The 19727-nt window shown below is 49.0% G+C and carries 15 protein-coding genes; 12 read left to right on the top strand and 3 right to left on the bottom strand.

Going from position 1 to position 19727, the window contains the following annotated elements; genetic code table 11:
* Positions 1–2: 2 nt before the first annotated feature.
* The 3 genes from ACYVJQ_RS12890 to ACYVJQ_RS12880 are packed head-to-tail and all read left to right on the top strand — an operon-like array spanning position 3 to position 2708.
* Positions 3–746 (top strand): (Fe-S)-binding protein, encoded by a 744-nt coding sequence (locus ACYVJQ_RS12890; protein WP_460893489.1) that lies wholly within the window; start codon positions 3–5, stop codon positions 744–746.
* A complete protein-coding gene (locus tag ACYVJQ_RS12885; RefSeq protein WP_460893488.1) occupies positions 743–2128 on the top strand; it encodes a lactate utilization protein B in 1386 nt (461 codons plus the stop codon). The genes ACYVJQ_RS12890 and ACYVJQ_RS12885 overlap by 4 nt, the downstream gene beginning before the upstream one ends.
* The gene (locus ACYVJQ_RS12880) at positions 2121–2708 is read left to right on the top strand and encodes a LutC/YkgG family protein (RefSeq protein ID WP_460893487.1); all 588 of its coding nucleotides are present in this window, start codon (positions 2121–2123) and stop codon (positions 2706–2708) included. The genes ACYVJQ_RS12885 and ACYVJQ_RS12880 overlap by 8 nt, the downstream gene beginning before the upstream one ends.
* A gap of 340 nt (positions 2709–3048) precedes the next feature.
* Here the strand turns inward: ACYVJQ_RS12880 and ACYVJQ_RS12875 are convergent, their stop codons facing one another.
* The 3 genes from ACYVJQ_RS12875 to ACYVJQ_RS12865 form a co-directional block, all read right to left on the bottom strand.
* Positions 3049–4323: a hypothetical protein gene (locus tag ACYVJQ_RS12875; protein WP_460893486.1), complete on the bottom strand. Its 1275-nt coding sequence runs from the start codon at positions 4321–4323 to the stop codon at positions 3049–3051.
* A gap of 660 nt (positions 4324–4983) precedes the next feature.
* Positions 4984–5712: a LytR/AlgR family response regulator transcription factor gene (locus ACYVJQ_RS12870; protein ID WP_460893485.1), complete on the bottom strand. Its 729-nt coding sequence runs from the start codon at positions 5710–5712 to the stop codon at positions 4984–4986.
* A complete protein-coding gene (locus tag ACYVJQ_RS12865) occupies positions 5681–6721 on the bottom strand; it encodes a sensor histidine kinase (RefSeq protein WP_460893484.1) in 1041 nt (346 codons plus the stop codon). Before ACYVJQ_RS12865 ends, ACYVJQ_RS12870 begins: the two co-directional genes overlap by 32 nt.
* A gap of 403 nt (positions 6722–7124) precedes the next feature.
* On the opposite strand from ACYVJQ_RS12865, the gene ACYVJQ_RS12860 reads away from it, so the two are divergent.
* The 9 genes from ACYVJQ_RS12860 to ACYVJQ_RS12820 all read left to right on the top strand — a co-directional run bounded on the left by ACYVJQ_RS12860 (position 7125) and on the right by ACYVJQ_RS12820 (position 19608).
* The gene (locus ACYVJQ_RS12860) at positions 7125–8054 is read left to right on the top strand and encodes an ABC transporter ATP-binding protein (RefSeq protein WP_460893597.1); all 930 of its coding nucleotides are present in this window, start codon (positions 7125–7127) and stop codon (positions 8052–8054) included.
* Positions 8051–11686: a M1 family aminopeptidase gene (locus ACYVJQ_RS12855; protein ID WP_460893483.1), complete on the top strand. Its 3636-nt coding sequence runs from the start codon at positions 8051–8053 to the stop codon at positions 11684–11686. The genes ACYVJQ_RS12860 and ACYVJQ_RS12855 overlap by 4 nt, the downstream gene beginning before the upstream one ends.
* A gap of 304 nt (positions 11687–11990) precedes the next feature.
* Positions 11991–12866, top strand: a complete 876-nt coding sequence (locus tag ACYVJQ_RS12850) for an SDR family oxidoreductase (protein WP_460893482.1) — start codon at positions 11991–11993, stop codon at positions 12864–12866.
* A gap of 6 nt (positions 12867–12872) precedes the next feature.
* The gene (locus tag ACYVJQ_RS12845) at positions 12873–13490 is read left to right on the top strand and encodes a gluconate 2-dehydrogenase subunit 3 family protein (RefSeq protein WP_460893481.1); all 618 of its coding nucleotides are present in this window, start codon (positions 12873–12875) and stop codon (positions 13488–13490) included.
* A complete protein-coding gene (locus tag ACYVJQ_RS12840) occupies positions 13490–15031 on the top strand; it encodes a GMC family oxidoreductase (protein WP_460893480.1) in 1542 nt (513 codons plus the stop codon). The genes ACYVJQ_RS12845 and ACYVJQ_RS12840 overlap by 1 nt, the downstream gene beginning before the upstream one ends.
* Before the next feature lie 5 nt (positions 15032–15036).
* A complete protein-coding gene (locus ACYVJQ_RS12835; protein ID WP_460893479.1) occupies positions 15037–16380 on the top strand; it encodes a family 1 glycosylhydrolase in 1344 nt (447 codons plus the stop codon).
* A 200-nt stretch (positions 16381–16580) separates the two neighbouring features.
* On the top strand, positions 16581–17327 hold the full coding sequence (locus ACYVJQ_RS12830) for an alpha/beta fold hydrolase (RefSeq protein ID WP_460893478.1): 747 nt from the start codon (positions 16581–16583) through the stop codon (positions 17325–17327).
* Between the two features lie 609 nt (positions 17328–17936).
* Positions 17937–18164: a hypothetical protein gene (locus tag ACYVJQ_RS12825; protein ID WP_460893477.1), complete on the top strand. Its 228-nt coding sequence runs from the start codon at positions 17937–17939 to the stop codon at positions 18162–18164.
* A gap of 571 nt (positions 18165–18735) precedes the next feature.
* Positions 18736–19608, top strand: a complete 873-nt coding sequence (locus tag ACYVJQ_RS12820; RefSeq protein ID WP_460893476.1) for a helix-turn-helix domain-containing protein — start codon at positions 18736–18738, stop codon at positions 19606–19608.
* Positions 19609–19727: the final 119 nt, after the last annotated feature.

Genomic DNA, 19727 nt, shown 5'->3' with positions numbered 1-19727 from the left:
TTATGACCGTAGGGCTTTTTATCCCTTGCTATGTAGACCAGTTTTACCCCAACGCGGCCGTGGCCACGTTAGAACTGTTGGAGAAAGCAGGGGTGACCGTGGTCTATCCTGTACGCCAAACCTGCTGCGGCCAACCCATGGCCAACTCGGGCTTTGAGCACCTCACCAAAGACTGCAACGACCTTTTTATCCAGAATTTCACCGGGTTTGACTATATCGTGTCACCTTCGGGCAGCTGCGTGCTGCACGTGAAAGACCATCTGCATTCAGAGACGAAAGAAGACCAGGCCCAGGCCATTAGGGGCAAGGTATATGAACTGGTGGAATTCCTGACGGATGTCCTGAAAATAGAATCTCTTTCTGGCAGGTTTCCTTACAAAGTAGGGCTGCACCAGAGTTGCCATGGCCAACGTGGGTTGGGCCTGGCCCAAATGTCAGAGTTGGTGGCACCGCCTTTCTCTAAACCCGAAAAGCTGCTTAACATGGTACAGGACTTGGAACTGATCTCTCTTACCAGAAAAGACGAGTGCTGCGGCTTTGGCGGCACCTTCTGCGTGACCGAAGAGGCAGTTTCTGTGAAAATGGGCAAAGACCGCGTCACCGACCATCTCCAAAATGGTGCTGAGGTGATCACCGGCGCCGACATGAGCTGCCTGATGCATCTGGAGGGAATCTTGAGAAGACAGAAAAGCCCCGTGAAGGTGATGCACATTGCCGAAATCTTAAACGCGCAGGTGCCCGCATGAAAGTAGCCCCTACTAAAGACCATTCGGCTTTAGCCGATGTGTTCAACCAAGACGAGCCCCGGGTAGACTGGCACGATATGACACTCTGGTTTATAAGAGAAAAGCGGGATCGTGCCGCCTTTGCCATCCCAGACTGGGAATTACTTCGGGAGACCGCCTCGCAAATCAAATTCCATACACTTTCTAACCTTAGCCAGTACCTTACCCAATTTGAGGTCCAGGCGCAAGCCAATGGCGTGATTGTGCACTGGGCGGCAGACGCGCGGGAGCATAACCAGATTGTGCATTCCATTTTGCAGAAACACGGCGTGAACCGCATGGTCAAAAGCAAGTCTATGCTCACCGAGGAATGCCATCTGAACGATTACCTAGAGGAGCAAGGCATAGAGGTGATTGACTCAGATTTGGGGGAGCGCATTGTGCAGCTGGCCAAGGAACCGCCCAGCCATATTGTACTTCCCTGTATTCACCTGAAAAAGGAGGAAATAGGCGATATCTTCCATGAGCACTTGGGTACGGAAGCCGGCATGTCTGACCCGCAGATCCTCACCGAGACCGCCCGGCAACATTTAAGGGAAACCTTTTTGACCCGTCGGGCGGCCTTAACCGGCGTGAACTTTGCCATAGCCGAAACCGGTGAGTTTGTGGTTTGCACCAACGAGGGCAACGCCGACATGGGCGCGCACCTGGCTGACGTGCACATTGCCAGCATGGGCATTGAGAAATTGATTCCCAGGCGCGAGCATCTGGGTGTTTTCCTGCGGTTATTGACCAGAAGCGCTACCGGCCAGCCCATCACCACCTATTCCAGCCATTTCAAAAGGCCTCGGCCCGGCCATGAGCTGCATATAGTGCTGGTAGACAACGGCCGTAGTGTACAATTAGGGAGAGAAGATTTCCGGAACTCTTTGAAGTGCATTAGGTGCGGGGCCTGCATGAACACTTGCCCCGTGTACCGCCGCAGCGGCGGGCACAGTTACCAGAGCGCAGTGGCTGGACCCATAGGCTCTATTCTGGCCCCCAACCTGGACATGAAGAAACATGCTGATCTGCCGTTCGCCTCTACTTTGTGCGGCTCCTGCACCAACGTGTGTCCGGTCAAGATTGACATTCATAACCAGTTGTACAAATGGCGGCAAGTGGTGGTGAAAGAAGGCTACGTGACCCCGCAGAAAGCGGCCAGCATGAAAGCCATGGCCACAGTGCTTTCCTCTCCCAAAACATTTAAACTCTCTGGCAAGGCCGGCAGGTGGTTTATGAAAACCGTTCCGTTTCTGGTGAGTAATTCCTTTAACCCGTGGTACAAGCAGCGCGAAATGCCCCAACCGCCCAAACAGTCTTTTGGGGAATGGTACCGCCAAAACCGCACCCAAAATGAGTAGCAGAGAACAAATACTGGCCGCCGTGGCCCATAACCAACCCGCTCTAACCCCCATGCCAGAGGTTCCCGCCTTCGGGTTGGAGGCAGAAGACCTGGTAGAAAAGTTTATGCAGGTGGCAGTAAGTATTGGAAGCCGCGTGTTTCAGGTAAAGGATTTTGACGAAGTGCAAGAGCTCCTGTCCCAGGATTTCAAGCCGAACCACCGTATCATCTCTCAGGTGCCAGAATTAGCTTCTTATGCAGATGCTACCCTTCTGCAGGACCAGGACCGGCACCAACTGGAGAACGTAGACCTGGCTATAGTGAAAGCCCATTTTGGAGTAGCGGAAAACGGCGGCGCTTGGGTAACCGAGGAATTGCTGGGCGTGCGCGTGGTACCCTTCATTTGTCAACACTTGGCCATTGTCCTGCCAAAAAATAGCATTGTGCCTTTAATGCACGAGGCCTACACCCAGATTGGCAATGCTGATTACGGCTATGGCGTCTTCATTGCCGGCCCTTCCAAAACCGCTGACATTGAACAATCTCTGGTATTAGGTGCCCACGGACCCAGAACCTTGACGGTTTTTTTGCTGGGGTAAATCAGTAGGTTTAGTCACTTTTATGAAGGAGTTTTCAGCCTTCCCGTTCAGTCCTAAGAGCATGCAGAATAATTGAATTGCTACGGACTGCTGAATTGCGTTTTAAAGCCATTTTTTGAAAAACGTGCTCAAAACGCAATGCCGAGGTTCCTTCTCCTTGAGGGAGAAGGGTAGGATGAGGGGAAAAGTTTACAGTTAGACCAGCAGAAACTTATATAAATAGGAAACTGCGCTGCCTAACCAGGAACGGACAATTACATGTGGTTGCCCAAACGTTTGCTATCCAAAAAGGCAACCCCAAGGAATGCTCTTACACTTTTTATTTTTGAAAACCGGTCCCTTAGAAATAGAAGACAGACCCGCCGCCGCCCTGGAACCTGGGGTTTACCACATTGTTGAAGATAGAGCCAAACCGGTACCTGATCCCGAAGTTGAAGAAGAAATCATAATTGGAGTTAAGCTGCCTCCGCCTGGTGAAGAGGTCCTCTTCAGATACATCACCTTTGATGATGTTGAGCTGGTCGCGTTGGTAAGCGTAATACCCGCCCACGTTCACCGAAAACCCTTTGAAGATCCGGATATCGGCGTAGCCCGAAAAAGAAAGGCGGTCTTTGGCGAAATCATGGAAATACTGGCTGTACGAAGTGGAACCGCTGATCTGGCCCCATTTCTGGTTAAAGCTAAGATCAAGGGACAAAGTCTGCTGAAACCGCAGTTCTTTCATCTTGAAATAGATGGTTTCCGCTTTGTAATTGAAGTACCGGGGGCCGGCTTTGTACATGAGGCCCACAAAGCTGTTGTTAGACTTTTTGTAGGGGAAGAAATTGTACTCCAGGGCTGGGGAGGCCGCCAGCGTGAGGTCATAGTTGGAATAGTCGGCCCGCTGGGCGCTTAGGTAGCCGCCCGCGGAAAGATGATCGGTGAGAGACCAGACGGTTAGGTTGTTAAAATCGTAGCTGCGGTTAGAGAACTTGAATTCATTCTCTCCTTCGCCATACCGGTTCTTGCTTTGGTCTGCGCTTACAGAGAAATTGGTTTTCAACTTGTCTGTTACCCGGCCCGCAGATAGGCTCCCGTTCAAATTGCTGTTGGAATAGTTCTTGTCTCCAGAGAAATAGCCCCTAAGGTTAACGTTGAACACCCAGAAATTCCAGGGGTCATCTGAGGGCGTGGTGGCCGAGGCTGCGCCGGTGGCTTCCTCGCCTTTAAAGGATATGACCAGGTCTTTGGCTTTGTCTGTTTTCAAGATAAAAGGTAGTAGCCCCAGCTTTATTTTCTCCACGGCCTGTTTTCGGTCCTCATCATCTGTGGCCGTGGCCGGCCTGATGTAGGAGAGCGTGTCTGTCATGCCCAAAAACCGGCCTTGCCCAGAAAACTGGAGTTTATACTCCCTTCCACCGCTACCCGTACTTTGCGCTGTGATTAAGACGTACACATTAGACTGGAACCGGTCATTGACATAATCTACATAAGTAATTTCCCTTTTTATATAATCCTGGTCACAGTAAGCCTGGCAGTCTACAAAAACCCGAAGGTTTGAATTTTTGGAAGGATCCTGGGCCTTCGCGGTTGCCACGCACATCAAGAGAATCAATAAAAGGTAAATTCTTTTCATAAAAGACGCTGGTAGGATTTGGTTTGCCAGAAAGGGAAGAGTCAATCTTTCAAATGTAGGAAATTGGCTTCCTTTTTTTTTATGGATAGAGTAAATATTTTATGGTAATGTAGGAGTAAAATCCTGCCGGGAAATGGCTTCGTTTTTTGCAGTTCCTAATGTGAGTAAGACTATTAGAGGCCATCATTGCTTTCTCTGCGAAAACCTCCATAAACCAGCATTGCTGACTTATAAATCTTCAAAAGTGCGGATTGGATTTTGGGATTAAGGTTGGAAAAGCAATTGGTAAACGTAAGGCTATTGGACCTGGGGAAACTTAACCCATTGTACTAAAGGGTTTTACCAAAATGAAATCACTTATTAATCAGAAGCCTATTTAAAAAGTAATAACCTAGCTTTTGGTTAGTTTTCTGTTTTAGGCTCGTTTTTGAAAAAAGAGGCCTAAAACTGGAATTTTTATTTTCAGAGGAACATACTTTCTTGCAAATGCTATACTGCTTAAGGAATACTTTGAAGTAGGCAAGAGTAAGGACTTGACCGGCCAGCCTGCCAGGAAGGGGCAATTTGTTCTTACAGTCAAAAAAGGGAAAAGCCTTATTGGACCTTCCAGGTTGCGGAAGAAACCTGGTTTCTAGAAAATTCCTTATTTGAAATCCGCAGTTATAACAGTCCCTTCAGCATTTTATAGAAAGCCTCGGCATACGTATCACTGATAGGAAGTATCTGGCCTGCAATGGTGATCCTGTTCTTTTCAATATGGTCAATTTTGTCAATGGCTACCATAAAGGAGCGGTGCACACGGGCAAAGTGACGGGCGGGGAGCACCTCTTCCAGTTTGGCGAAGTTGGTAAGGGTCATGATCTTTTCGCGGGTGGTATGCACCTGCAGGTAATCTTTCATTCCTTCAATAAACAAAATATCACGGATAGCCACTTTCTGGATGCGGTGGCCCACTTTCAGGAAGATATACTCCTGCTCATTTCTGAGCTCGGCTTGTACTTCCTTCTTTTCAATTGGCTGTTTGGCGCTGTGTTCCTGGTAAACCCGCAGTACCCCTTGGTAGAACCGTTCAAAAGGGAAGGGCTTGACCAGGTAGTCTTTCACTTCCAGGTCAAAGGCTTTGAGCGCATACTGGTCGTAGGCCGTGGTGAGAATAATCATGGGTTTAGGATTCAGCATAGGAATGAAGCTGAGCCCGTCCAGGTCTGGCATGTTAATGTCCAGGAAAAGCAGATCAGGTTTGTCGGTCTTTAGATTTTCCGCGGCCTCCAGGGGGCTCATAAAGGTGCCTTTCAATTCCAGGAAAGGGACTTTGGCCACGTACGCCTCCAGAATCTCCTGGGCCAAAGGCTCGTCATCAATGATGTAGCAGGTGAGTTTCTCTTTCATGGATGTGCGCGTGGGTTCCGGTAATTTCTAAACTGACCGTAAAGGTTTCGCCTGAGTTTTGAATCTCCAGGCTATGCTGGTTGGGGTACAGTAAAGCTAGTCTCTTTTTAACATTTGGCAGCCCTATCCCGCCGGGTTCTTCCAGGGAATTTTGCTGTTTGCCGCCCACGGGGTTTTGAATACGGAAATGGAGTGAATCTGCCTTTATTTCCACCCATACTTTTATAGCATCGGGCTCCAACCGGGCAGGGCTGTGTTTGTAGGCATTTTCCAGCAGGTGAATGAACAGGAGCGGGGCTATCTGGCAGGTTTCTGGGGCGCCCTCTATGGTAAGGTCTACCACAGGAGAGTTTTTATACCGCAACTGCTGCAATCCTATATAGTCTTGGAGATACTTTATCTCCCGCGTCAGCGGCACAGTGGGCGCGTTAGACTCATAAATCATATACCGCATAAGCGAGGACAGTTGCATGACGGCTTGCGGGGCGGCCGGGGCCTGTTTATAGACCAGCGTGTGGATGTTGTTTAAGGTATTAAACAGAAAATGCGGGTTGATCTGGGATTTCAGGTAATGCAGTTCGGCCTCCACGGCCTGTTTCTCCAGTTGTTCTTTCTTGATGGTGTTGAGGACCAGATTTTCTGTTACCCTGGCCAACCAGCTGAGGAAGAGAAAAATGGGCACAATGGTGAGCATAACCATGGGATAGTACCCTAAGATAAGGTTCCAGCTATCTGGTCTATTAGGGTGTAAAATTATGAAGGGCAGAGGACCCATGAAGGCAATTGCCGCCAGTCTAAAAAAATAGGCCCTCCTCTGGTTCTTCCCTAAATATTGGGTAAGAAGAAAGAAGTGGGTGTAAAACACCAGCAAAGCCGTCAGGATAAACCCAATGGTGAAGGGCACCCAGTACTTATGGTCATCGGTGTATAGTTGCAGGCTCACCAAAAAGGCGAATAGGACCCAGACGATGAGGTGAATCAGCCAGAAGATATTTTTGACTTTCTGCATAGAACAAAGATACCATTTCCCAACAGCACCAGCATGGCTACTCGACCAGCTCCTTTCCTTACTCTACGAAATACAAAGTCTAGCCTGCCAGCGCATTCACAGATGAAATCCAGCCCTTCGTAGATTGCTTTGTAACGACGGTATATTGGTTTTTGCGCTTTGTGAAGAAGGTGGTTCTTTTATACTGAAGAGGAGCGGGTAAGGGAAAGTCATAACTCTCTTTATTCCGTCAAAGGAATGACAATACCGTGATACCTTAACCTATATATCCTTTAAAGAGGACAGGTAAGTTGAGGTATGGTCCTTATCTGTTTTAAGCCCTTTTTTGCAAAAACAGGCTTAAAACAGAAAGCAAAGAATAGAACGGCCTCTAATAACCTTCACAGCCACAAAAATGGAAAACATGCAAAACCACCACGATAGCCTCGTGATCCGCAACGTTTCTAAGACCTATGCCAACGGAGTGCAGGCTTTGGATAACGTGACATTAACCATTCCGCCCGGCATGTACGGCTTGTTGGGACCCAACGGGGCAGGTAAATCTACGCTCATGCGCACTTTGGCCACGCTGCAGGAGCCAGACCAGGGCCAGATCTTTTTGGGGAACCTGGATGTGGTGAACCAGAAGGAGGAGGTGCGCCAAACGCTGGGCTACCTGCCCCAGGAATTCGGGGTGTACCCCAAAGCGACGGCCCAGGAACTGCTGGATTATTTTGCGGTGCTCAAAGGCATTACCAATCGCGCGGCGCGCAACGAGGTAATCGAAGCCTTGCTGCGGCAAACTAACCTTTGGGACAAGCGCAAACAGAAACTGGGCGGCTACTCGGGGGGCATGCGGCAACGCTTTGGCGTAGCAGTGGCGCTGCTGGGCAATCCCAAGCTGTTGATCGTAGATGAACCCACTGCCGGACTGGATCCCGCTGAGCGCGTGCGTTTCCTGAACCTGCTAAGCGAACTGGGGGAGAACAGCGTGGTGATTCTCTCTACCCACATTGTGGAAGATGTGTCTGAACTGTGCACTAACCTGGCTATCATTGACAAGGGACAGATTCTACTGGAAGCCCAAACGCAGCAAGCCGTGGCCGCCCTCCAGGGGAAGGTATGGCGAACCCTGATAGAGAAAAACAAGCTGCCGGAGATAGAGCAAGAGCACCAGGTCATTTCCGCCAAGCTCCTGGGCGGGCGCAGCGTGGTGCACATTTATAGTCACGGAGACCCCGGCCCCGGTTTTGAACAGGTGGCCCCCGACCTGGAGGATGTCTATTTCAGCACCATGACGGGTTGCTACGGACAACCCAATCAGCAGCCGAAAGCGGAGGAGATACAGTTATGAAGTTCCAGAAGATTTTCCAGTTGGAGCTCACCTACCAACTCCGTCAGGTAACCACGTGGGTGTACTTTACGGTGGTGTTCGTGCTTGCTTTCCTGTTCATTGTGGGCAATTTTATTCATGATGCGCGGGAAGGGTACGTCCAGCTCAATGCGCCCGTCATTATTTCGGTAGTTACCGTGTTATGCTGTGTTTTCTGGCTATTGATGGGCGGGGCCGTAGCCGGCGACGCCGCGGCAAGGGACGTGCAGACGCGCATGTTCTCCCTCATGTACACGGCACCGGCCAGCAAAGCGGAGTATTTAGGCGGGCGGTTCCTGGCGGCCCTCCTGCTTAATGTGCTCATCTTATTTGCCATCCCGGTTAGTATCCTGCTCACCATGCAGTTCACGGGGGTGGAGGCTGAGATTTTGGGTCCGTTCAGGGCTTCATCTTACCTGAGTTCCTATTTCTTTCTGGTGTTACCGAACGCTCTTATCGCCACGGCTATCCAGTTCTCCCTGGCGGCGCTTTCGCGCACCCCCATGGCCAGCTATCTGGGGGGTGTTATCCTTTTTGTGATGGCTTACCTGGTAGGGCAGGTGCTGGATGCGGCCCTGAGGCCATGGGGGCTGGGGACCTTGGTAGACCCCATGGGATTCACGCCCGTCATGAGCCACTATAGCAGTGAATGGAGTCCTATAGAGATGAATACGCGCCTGCTTTTGCCGGAAGGGGTGTTTCTGGTGAGCCGGATTTTATGGGTATGTATTGCGCTGGGCATGCTGGCGCTTACGTATTTCCGTTTTAGCTTCGTTTTGCCAAAAACAGGCTTAAAACGCAAAACAACCCATTGGCCAGAAACAGGAACGTCAGCCCGGGCCTGGCTGAAATGGGAGATAACCGAACCGTTGCCGCGCGTGCGAGGAACCTTCGGCTTTGCTACCCAGCTGCAGCAGGTAAAGCTTATCACCACCACCTCATTCTGGGCGCAGGCAAAAAAATTGACGGGGCTTCCGCTGTTGTTTCTAATTGCCGTAGTGGTAGGGGCGGCGATGCCTGGGAATTTAAAAGGCAAAGGCGTTCCCCTGTTGGCCAGCACCGACCAACTTTTAACGATTCTTACTGCCCCGTTCACCCAGCCCGGAAAGTTCTGGATCCTGATTTTCCTGCTCACTATTTTCTACGCCGGGGAGCTGGTCTGGCGCGAAAGGGAAAGCGGCCTGCATGAACTCTCAAACCCGACCCCGGTACCGGAATGGGTGCTTTTCCTGAGCAAGTTTCTAGCGGTCGGCCTCCTGCTTTTTAGTGGCCTACTCTTTCTGTTGATTTCTGGAATAATGGCCCAGATTGCCATAGGCGGAGCTGCGGTGGAGGTAGGATTGAACCTGAAAGCGCTCTTCGGGTTTCAGTTGGTGGAATGCCTGCTCTTTGCCCTGCTAGTACTGGTGGTGCACGTGGTGGTGAACCAAAAGTACCTGGGGCATTTAGTGGCGCTGCTGGTTTTTGGCTGCCTCATGTTTGCCTCTAAACTGGGGCTAGAGCACAAGCTTCTTATTTTCGGGGCAAGCCCGAAGTGGAGCTACACTACTATGGGTGGCTTTGCCAATTCGGTGGCGCCGTGGCTGTGGTTTAAAGCCTACTGGGTAGCCTGGGCGCTGCTGCTGGCGGTAGGGGCAAAGCTCCTTTGGGTGCGCGGCCGCGAGGTAAGTGTCAAGGCAAGGCTCCAGTTGGCCCGCCAGCGCTTTACCCGCACCACGGCGGTAGCGATGGCCGTAGCGGCAGGAGGCATTCTCCTGTTGGGCGGCTTTGTCATCTATAACACCAACGTGCTGCACGACTATATCAATTCCTCGGCCTCAGCATCGCAGCGGGCTGACTACGAGCAGCGTTATAAACAATACCAAAACAAGCCCCAACCCCAGCTGACCGGCGTAAACCTGCAGGTGGAGCTATACCCTTCCCAACAGAGGGTAGAGCTAAAGGGCAAGTACCAGTTGGTGAACAAAAGCCAAGTCCCTATTGACACGATTTTTCTGGCTGTGGGAGCGGATGTAGAAACAAACGCAATAACCTTTGGAAGGCAAGCCAAGGAAGTGCTGGTAGACGAGAAAAACGGCTTCAGGATTTACGCCCTAGGTCAGCCCCTTGCTCTTGGTGATTCGCTGCGCCTGAGCTTTCAGGTAAATTATAAAGTGCAGGGCTTTGCCAATAACGGATCCGATGCGGAGATAGGAGAAAACATTATTTACTTGCGCAATTTAGAGTGGCTTCCTGTCATCGGGTATCAGCCCTACCGGGAGTTAGATGAGGCCGCCGCCCGAAAAGCATACGGCTTGGCACCGAGGCCCGCCACCGCCTCACTCTATGATGCAGCTGCCCGTGGGTATGCCCCGTTTCCTGAGCAGATCAGCTTTGAGGCTGTGGTGGGGACAGAGGCCAATCAAGTGGTGGTAGCGCCCGGCACCTTGCGCCGGACCTGGACCAAAGACGGCCGCCGCTACTTCCAGTACGCCTCAGATGCGCCCGTTCGGAATGAATATGCGTTCTTCTCGGGGAACTATGCGGTAAAGGAGGGGAATTGGCAAAACCCATCGGCTGGCCCGGGGCAGGAGGTGACCGTCCAGGTGTACTATCCGCCAGGGCTTAAGGAGAACCCAGCGCGGATGGTCCAAAGCGCCATCGCTTCACTGGACTATTACACAAAGCAGTTCGGTCCGTACCCACACCGCCAGCTTCGCTTTGTGGCCCATCCTGGGTACGGTTTCGGGAACCACGCTGCGCCCATCAACATAACCGCAGAAGAGGGCTTTTTCCTCCTCAACCCGGAAGCCGACAAGCGGGGCTTTGACCTAATAACGGCCGTAGTGGCCCACGAAGTGGCGCACCAGTGGTGGGGAAACCAGCTCAAACAAGCCTATGTAGAGGGTGCTGGGCTCATTTCCGAAAGCCTGGCGTGGTATTCGGCCATGGGCATGCTGGAGGAGAAATATGGCCAAGCGCACTTGAAAAAGCTGTTGCGTTTTTTGATGGAGGAATACGAGAACCCGCAGACCAAAGCGGCCTTACCGCTGCTGCAAGCCGACGACTGGTACCAGAGTTACCGAAAAGGTCCAATGGCACTGTATGCAGTAAGTGAGTATATTGGGAAAGCCAAAGTAAACGGCGCGCTCCGGAACCTATTAACCAACCACCGCCCAGGTAAGGTGCCGTTTGCCACTTCCCTAGACCTTTACCAGGAATTGGAAGAGGTTACTCCAGACTCGCTCCAATACCTGTTGCATGACCTTTTTAAGGCCAACACCTTCTGGGACCTTAAAACAAACCTGGCCACTGCAAAGCAAACCAAAGCCGGCACCTGGCAAGTGACTCTTCAAATTCAGGCTCTTAAAACAGTCGTAAGTGAAAAGGGGTTGGAAAAGGCGGTTCCTCTCAAGGAGTGGATAGAGGTAGGGGTGTTCGCTCCCTTCAAGCCGGGAGAGGACTTTGGCAAACCGCTTTACCTCCAGAAACACCACATTGATTCCAAGCAACAAACCATCACAGTGACGGTGCCTGGCAAGCCTGCTCAGGCTGGCATTGATCCTAATCACCTGCTGGTTGACTGGAATATAAGAGATAACCTGGCGGAGGTGAAAAGTAAGGATATTCCATAATGGCATGCTTTTTAGAACCATTTGGTAGGAGAATCCTGCTGGCCTTGTGGCCCTAAAACCTAGAAAATAAATAGACCAAGTTTGGCAACCCTTTTAAAGCCCTGCTTCGTCACGAGATAGGGCTCTTTTTTTTGATTTAAACCTCTGATAGGCAGCAGGATTATCCCCCTTCTTTGATTCCCTGCGTAATAAGTTAATAGGTAACCCTCCTGGTACATAGGAGAGGTAAAACAAGAGAACTCAAGATATAGATGGTGGAGGAAAACCTGGGTTTTCTGTATGAATAGAACTTAATCCTAAGGTTATGAAACAGGAAGAATTCAGACCAAAAGCAAAGGAGATAAAGGGCCAAAAGCTGCCTTATCCTGCCAAGCAATCAGACATGAAACAACAGCCTGATAGCGATCTCTCCAACTATAATGCCGCCGAAAAGCTCAAGGATAAGATCGCCATCATTACAGGGGCAGATTCTGGCATTGGAAGGGCCGTTGCCATAGCCTTCGCCATGGAAGGGGCAGATGTGGCCATTGTCTATAACGTGAATGATTCTGACGCGGAAGAGACTAAAAGGCTGGTGGAGGCCAAGGGAAGGAAATGCCTGCAGATTAAAGCCGATGTCCGGGACCGGGCCGCCTGCTTTGAGGCTGTCAAACAAACCGTTCAGGCATATGGGAAGTTAAATGTCCTGGTTAATAATGCCGCTTTTCAGGAAACGCAGGAAAGACTGGAGGATATAACCGAGGAGCAGTTACGCCGCACGTTTGAGACCAATATCTTCGGGTATTTCTTTATGGCGCAGGCGGCATTGCCACATCTCTCAGAAGGCGATGCCATTGTAAATACGGGCAGTATTGTGGGCTTAACCGGGCACCAATTGCTCGTAGACTATACCGCTACCAAAGGGGCCATCCATGCTTTTACTAAGTCCTTGGCTCTTCAACTGGGGGAAAGAAATATTCGGGTAAATGCGGTTATTCCGGGCCCGGTCTGGACGCCTAATATTCCGGGTACCATGCCCCTAGAGGAAGTAGAGAACTTCGGCCATGAGGTAGCCTTAGGCAGACCCGGCCAGCCCGAGGAGTTAGCCCCCGCCTACGTGTTGCTTGCCTCTAATGACGGTAGCTTTATAACAGGTGCTTTGTTGGAAGTTACAGGTGGACGCTTGTCTAGCAGCAAGTAGAAAAGCATGGAAGAGCTCTATCCTCCAGGAACGGTCAGGGGTTTGCTGCCAACCAATGCTGTTACCCCCCAAACCAGGAAAGCGCTAACGGAACGCCTGAAAAAGGCGGTTGCAACCCCCAAGTTCTTCGAGTTGCCCGCTTTTGAACGGCTTTCACAGATCTGTGATAGGCTAGTGGCACAGGATTCAAGTAATAGAATAGTGGAGATTGCCTGGTTTATTGATGAGCGCCTAGCCGACAAAGCAAGCGATGGTTGGCGGTATGATTGTATGCCTCCTGATGAGCAAATGTATCTTGCCGGTTTAGAAGGAGTTACTGAAACAGCTACTCTCCTGTTTAAAAAGCCGTTCCAAGACCTAAACGCTGCGCAACAGACAGAGATCTTGCAGGCCATTCAACATGGAACTGCCCCAGGAGAGATTTGGAAGAGATTGCCAGCCAAACGGTTTTTTGAAGAACTTCTGGCGGAGACAACTGAAATATTCTACAGTTACCCGGTGGTACAGGAGGAAATGGGGTATGTAGGGATGGCAGATGCCCAAGGTTGGACCAGGATTGGCCTTAATGAACGGGAAGAAATGGAGCCACAGCCTATCGGTAATCTTCTTAAAAATAACTCCTGATGCGCACCTACCCCCATAATGAAGTGGTGGACGCCGTGGTAATTGGAACCGGGGCGGGTGGAGCGCCTCTGTTAGCCCGGCTGGCCAAGGCAGGGTTAAAGGTAGTGGCGCTGGAGGCAGGGAAACAGTGGAACCCTGCCACTGAATTTGCCACAGATGAAAGAGAGCAAAGCAAGCTTTTCTGGAATTTTGAACGGCTGAGCGCAGGGGAGGACCCGGTCCATTTCGGAAGGAATAATTCAGGGATTGGGATAGGGGGCTCTACCTTGCATTACACCGCCTACACTCCGCGTCCGCTTCCTGAAGGCTTTTTACTACACACTAATTTTGGGGTGGGCCAGGATTGGCCTATTTCTTACGAAGACCTGGAGCCTTATTTTGATGAGTTGGAGCAATTCCTGGGGATTTCGGGTCCCTCGCCCTATCCCTGGGGACCGCCCAGGAAATCAAAGTATCCGCTTCCTCCGCTTCCCTTGAATGGGCCCGCCCAATTAATGCAACGCGGCTGTGAGAAAATAGGCATCAAAACATCGCCTGCCGCCAATGCGGCACTAACTGCCGCCTATTACCAAGAGCATATTGGTTGGCGCCACGCCTGTACCAACAGGGGTTTTTGCCAGGCGGGTTGCAGTACAGGGGCCAAGGCCAGCATGGATGTCACTTATATTCCATTGGCGGTACATTTCGGAGCAGAAATCCGGCCCGAATGTTTTGCCACAGTCCTAGAGCGGGATAAATCTGGCCATATTACTGCGGTTGTCTACCGGAAAAATGGGTTGGAAGAGAAGCAGTTGTGCCGGCACGTTTTCCTGTGCGCCGGGGCCATTGAAACTCCTAGGCTCTTACTCCTAAACGGCCTGTCCAATAGCAGCGCACAAGTGGGCCGGAATTTTATGGCCAACACCGCCTTGCAAGTTTGGGGTGAGTTTGAAGAGGAAGTGCGGCCCAACAAGGGCATTCCCGGAGGGCTGATTTCTGAAGATATGCAGCAACCCCAAGACGCGGATTTTGCCAGTGGGTACCTGATCCAATCCATTGGGGTAATGCCGGTTACCTATGCCTCTCAACTGACCAGGGCCACGGGCGTTTGGGGTACCGATTTAAGAGAACGAATGAGGCAGTACAACCACATAGCCGGCATCAACATCCACGGTGAGTGCCTGCCCAATGAAAACAGTTTCCTGGAGTTGTCTGGTGAAGCAGATGAAATGGGCCTGCCAAAGCCAAGAGTACATTTCACTCAAGGTGAAAACGAGAAAAGAATAACCCGGCACGGAGAAAGGGTACTTCGGCAGATTTGGAAGGAAGCAGGCGCCCAAAACATGTTCTCCTTTCAGCGGTTTGCCCATACCATTGGCACTTGCCGCATGGGGCGTTCAGCAGATGCAGCAGTGGTAAACGCCCAAGGCCGCTCTTTTGACATCCCTAACCTTTACATCTGTGATAACTCGGTTTTTCCTAGTAGTCTGGCCGTGAACCCTGCGTTAACCATAATGGCACTTTCCTTACGCACAGCAGATTTATTTCTGGCAAAAAGATAAACGATATGGCAAAGATCAGTTTTTTGGATAAAGTGAAGGAAGCCCATGGCGGTGATACAAACTATGAGGGAGACCAATACGGCGGAGGGAGCGGACATGATGGTAGCGGCTTTCCCTTAAAGACAGCCAGAAACTTTATGTTCGCCACCGGTATTGAATGCTCTTACCCTACCATTGACCATGGCAAGACCCGCCGTGACCAATTAGCCGAGTGTAACCATTATGAGCGGTTCAAAGAGGACTTAGGCCTGGTGAAAGAATTAGGGCTTAACGTGTTACGGTATGGCCTTCCGTATTACTCCATTCAGAAAGGGCCTGATGAATTTGACTGGAGCTTCGCCGATGAAGCGATGCAGGAGATCAAGCGACTGGAAATCACGCCCATCCTGGATTTGATGCATTTTGGCGTGCCAGACTGGGTTGGCAATTACCAGAATCCAGAAATGCCTATCCACTTCGCGAAATATGCGGGTGCGGTGGCGGAGCGCTACCCTTGGGTGCGCTATTATACTCCCGTCAATGAGATCTATGTCACCGCCAAAGCCAGTGCCATAGATGGGGTTTGGAATGAGCAATTGAAAGATGACACCTCCTTTGTAACGGCCATCAAGAACATTGTAGCCGCCAGTATTTTGGGTAACCACCAAATTGCAAGCCATCGGCCTGATTGTGTGATTGTACAAAGCGAAAGTGCCGAGTACCTGCATGAGGCCTGTGCCACCAAATCAGCTCAGATTACCCTGGAGAATAAGCTGCGCTTTCTTTCCCTGGACCTGTTATATGCCCATGCGCCAGATGCAGACGTGTGTATGTATTTGCTGGACCATGGCATGACTCGGGAAGAATATGAATGGTTTATGCGCGGTGAGCCACCGGGGTACCAGATCATGGGAAATGACTACTACGGAAGAAATGAAAAGATAAAATTGCCCAACGGTGAATTCATCGTCGCTTCTGATGTCTTTGGCTGGTACCAGATCACAAGGAAATATTACCAACGGTATAAAAAGCCTGTGATGCACACAGAAACAAATGTTTTTGACGCGGAGAAGGCCCCTACCTGGTTATGGAAACAATGGATGAACGTGCTGGAAATGCGGGCAGACGGGGTACCTGTCTTAGGGTTTAACTGGTACAGCCTAATTGACCAAATTGACTGGGATATAGGATTGGCAGAGAAAAAGGGAACGGTCAATGCCTGTGGCTTATATGATTTAGACAGGAAGCCAAGACCTGTGGCAGAGGCCTATAAAATGTTACTAAAGGAGTTTGGGCAAATAACAATTGTGCCGCACGGGGAAATGCTAGAAATGACGAATCAACCAGCAAAATTAAAAGTGGAGATTTGAGCACTGGCCATTCCTGCAGATGTAAAATCTATAAAGAACAAAGCACCGGTATTTAGTATTCTATTTAGGCGTGGGTTAGAAGTTGTAGCATTTGTGATATAAATGGGATGTGGCCCAAATGCCATTTCGTGTTTTGCCAAACTTGTTGCCTTCATATGCCATTAAGTGCATGAAGTCCTTAACGGAAGGATAATACAGTTATGGAAGGGAATAAGGGTATAGAGCAGTGGGGAAGTAAGGGGCCCGTGTTGGTTTTCCTGCACTATTTTGGTGGGTCTGCCCATAGCTGGCAATGGGTGGCAGAAATGCTAAAGGAGGATTTCCGTTGCGTGGCCCTCACCTTGCCAGGCTTTGGAGGAGTTACAGGTTTTGCTCAGCCTACCCTTCAGCGCTTTGCTTCCTATGTGCTAGAGCAACTAGCGAGCTTAGGCATTAAAGAATGTAGTTTGGTTGGCCATTCTATGGGTGCTAAAATTGCCTTGCTGGTTGCTGCTAATGCAAGTAAAGGTTTTGTCCAGCAATTAATTCTGGTAGCCCCATCTCCACCTTCAACTGAGCCACTAAGCGCAGCTGAGAAAGCCCGCCTTCTGCAAAGGCCAGATCTAAAGGAAGCTAAAAAAGTCATTGCCAAAATAATAAAGGCCCCTTTGGGAGAAGCGGAATATGACTTAGCTATTGCCAATCAGCTTGCCCTGGATGATACTACCCGCAAATGGTGGTTATTAGAAGGAATGGTGAATCCCATAACTGATATAGTTGCGTACCTCCGCCTTCCTGTCATGGTACTTGCCTCAGAGGATGATCCTATTATTTCTATCACCCTTGTCAAAAAGGAGGTGATGCCGGTTTTCCCCCAGGCCAAACTGGTAACAACCAAAGGAATAGGGCATTTAAGCCCAATGGAAGCTCCAGGGTGGATAGCAGAACAGATAAGGATTGCGGTGTAAGCCTCTACTTCAAAACTCTCCACTAGGAGTAGACTGCCGAAAAAGCCCCCTAAAAGCTCCTTTAAAGACTGCCTCAAACAGAAATTTGTCGAAAGCTTTTCCAATATAGTATCACTCACTTTTTCAGGGTCTCCTTAGTAGTATGCACTTTAAAAGAGGAGTCACATTGCCTTAAAGGGTTTAGATTTAATAGCATATAAAGGAAGTCATTGAATCTAATTCTCTTTGCAGCAATAGCTTTCCTACGGCATCATACACTTCGATATTTTCTACAAAGTAATAAACTATATATTAGTTAGCAGTGATTTCACCTCGCCTGGAATTAGGGGAAATAGCAAGGGTCTCTTATTCTTCAAAGTCAACTTTGTAAACCTCATTATAGGGAATTACTACTGTTTTTGAATTCTAAATAAAAGAAAATCCCTTTTGCATGTTGCTGGAGGAGTTTGTAAACAGATTTGCTCTTAAATGTATTTTAATGGATAAAATGGGCAGTGGCGCCTGTTTAAGTCCACTGATTAATGATGTTGGTCCAGTACCATAGTAAATGATGAAAGAGGTTATGATGGCTTTGCAGAACCCCCTCTTTTATTGTTTTTAATAAAAAAAATGAGAAAAAAAGTGATAATCACAGGCGCCACAGGCATGGTAGGAGAAGGTGTGCTTCTGGAGTGTTTGAATAACTCTGCCGTTGAGAAGGTATTGAGTGTAAGCAGGAGGCCCTATAGATTAGCACACCCCAAACTGGAGGAGTTGATTGTGCCTAACTTCTTCCATCTGGAAAACGCGGAGGATAAATTGAGTGGGTATGAGGCCTGCTCTAAAGTGCCGGTTTAAGAGCGGTAGAAATGAAAGAGGAAGAGTATCACCGCATCACCTATAACATGACCATGAACTTCGCACAGACTTTGGTAAGGCTCAACCCTACCATGGTGTTTGACTAGGTATAAGGACAGGGAACCGACAGCTCAGAGAAATAAAGAATGATGTGGGCCAGGTTAAAGGGCAAGACGGAGAAGGCATTGTTTCAATTGCTTTTCATAAGTGTCTATATCTTCCGACCGAGTGTGATGAAGCCACGCCAGCCCAAAAGAACATAAAGCCGATATTCAAATTTGCGGTCTTCCTTTATCCTATTGTCCGGGGAATTGCCCCCAACTTCGCCAGTACCCTGAAAGAGGTTGGTTTGGCCATGATCATCAGCGTACTTCAAGGCTATGACAAGCCTACCCTGGAGGTGAAAGACATCAATCTATTGGCCAAAAGATGGACCTATAGTTGAAAAGGTTACTAATTCCAATTTTTGCCATTTAACTATTAAACACTCAGGTTAAGCCAATAAATTAGTAACTTTTACCTCCTGTTAAGGTTTAGCTACATAATAAAACTAAACAAATTTACTCCTGGATTGAAAACTATTAAGTTCAATAAAACCGAATGCGGTGTCGATTTTTTGATCAACGTCATCAATGGTGGTGATGTGGCAGAAGAATATTTACTTCCCTCTGTCCATAATGCGGACTATTTCGAAATCTTGTTTTTTAAAAAAGGGAATGGGTACCTTTTCCTGGATAATCAACGCCTTTCAATTGAAGACAATACTATAGTATTTGTTTCACCATTCCAAAAGAAAAAATGGAACGTTGATCTCTCTCAATTAGACTTTACTATCCTGATCTTCCAGGAAGACTTCTTAAATGAGTTCTTTACAGATAAATTATTTACCTATCGCCTGCTTTATTTTTATCAGCACGAACACTTACTTATACTCAACTCTACAGAGAAACAACTTCAAGGTATTGGCAACATTCTGATAGAAATCAAAGCAGAACTTGTTCAGCCAAATTTAGATAGTGCCCATATTATTCGATCCTTGATTTATTATTTACTGCAACGCCTTAACAGGGAGTATGCGCTTCAAAACAAATTGCCATTTCAGGTAGAAGCTTCCAATCACGCTTATGCCTTTAAAAAGTTGATGGAGTCCCATATTAAGCAAGCTCAACGCATAAACGATTACGCTGAGATGTTGGGAGTTAGTCGCATCACTTTAAATAATGCTGTAAAAAAGCAATTCAATACCACATCCACGGACCTCTTGAAGCAAAGGCTATTGACAGAGATAAAAATTGAGTTGATTTATTCAGACAAAAGCATCAGTGAAATCGCCTTTGCACTAGGTTACTCTGAGCCTAACCACTTGATGCGTTTCTTCAAGGCCCAGACAGGCATGACTACGTCTCAGTTTCTTGCTGACTATCAAAATGTTGTTTCATCTTGATTAATTAATTCTGCTTAGTTGATAAGTGCTTATCAAAATGGTAGCATTAGAGCTAGAACTGGTAGAATCCTGAGATTACTACCAAGCTACCTTTGTATCAGGTATTTATGTAACAATTA

It is taken from the genome of Rufibacter soli (assembly GCF_054781795.1).
Note: the sequence above shows the minus strand (reverse complement) of the source record. Positions and strands in the feature narration are given on the sequence as shown.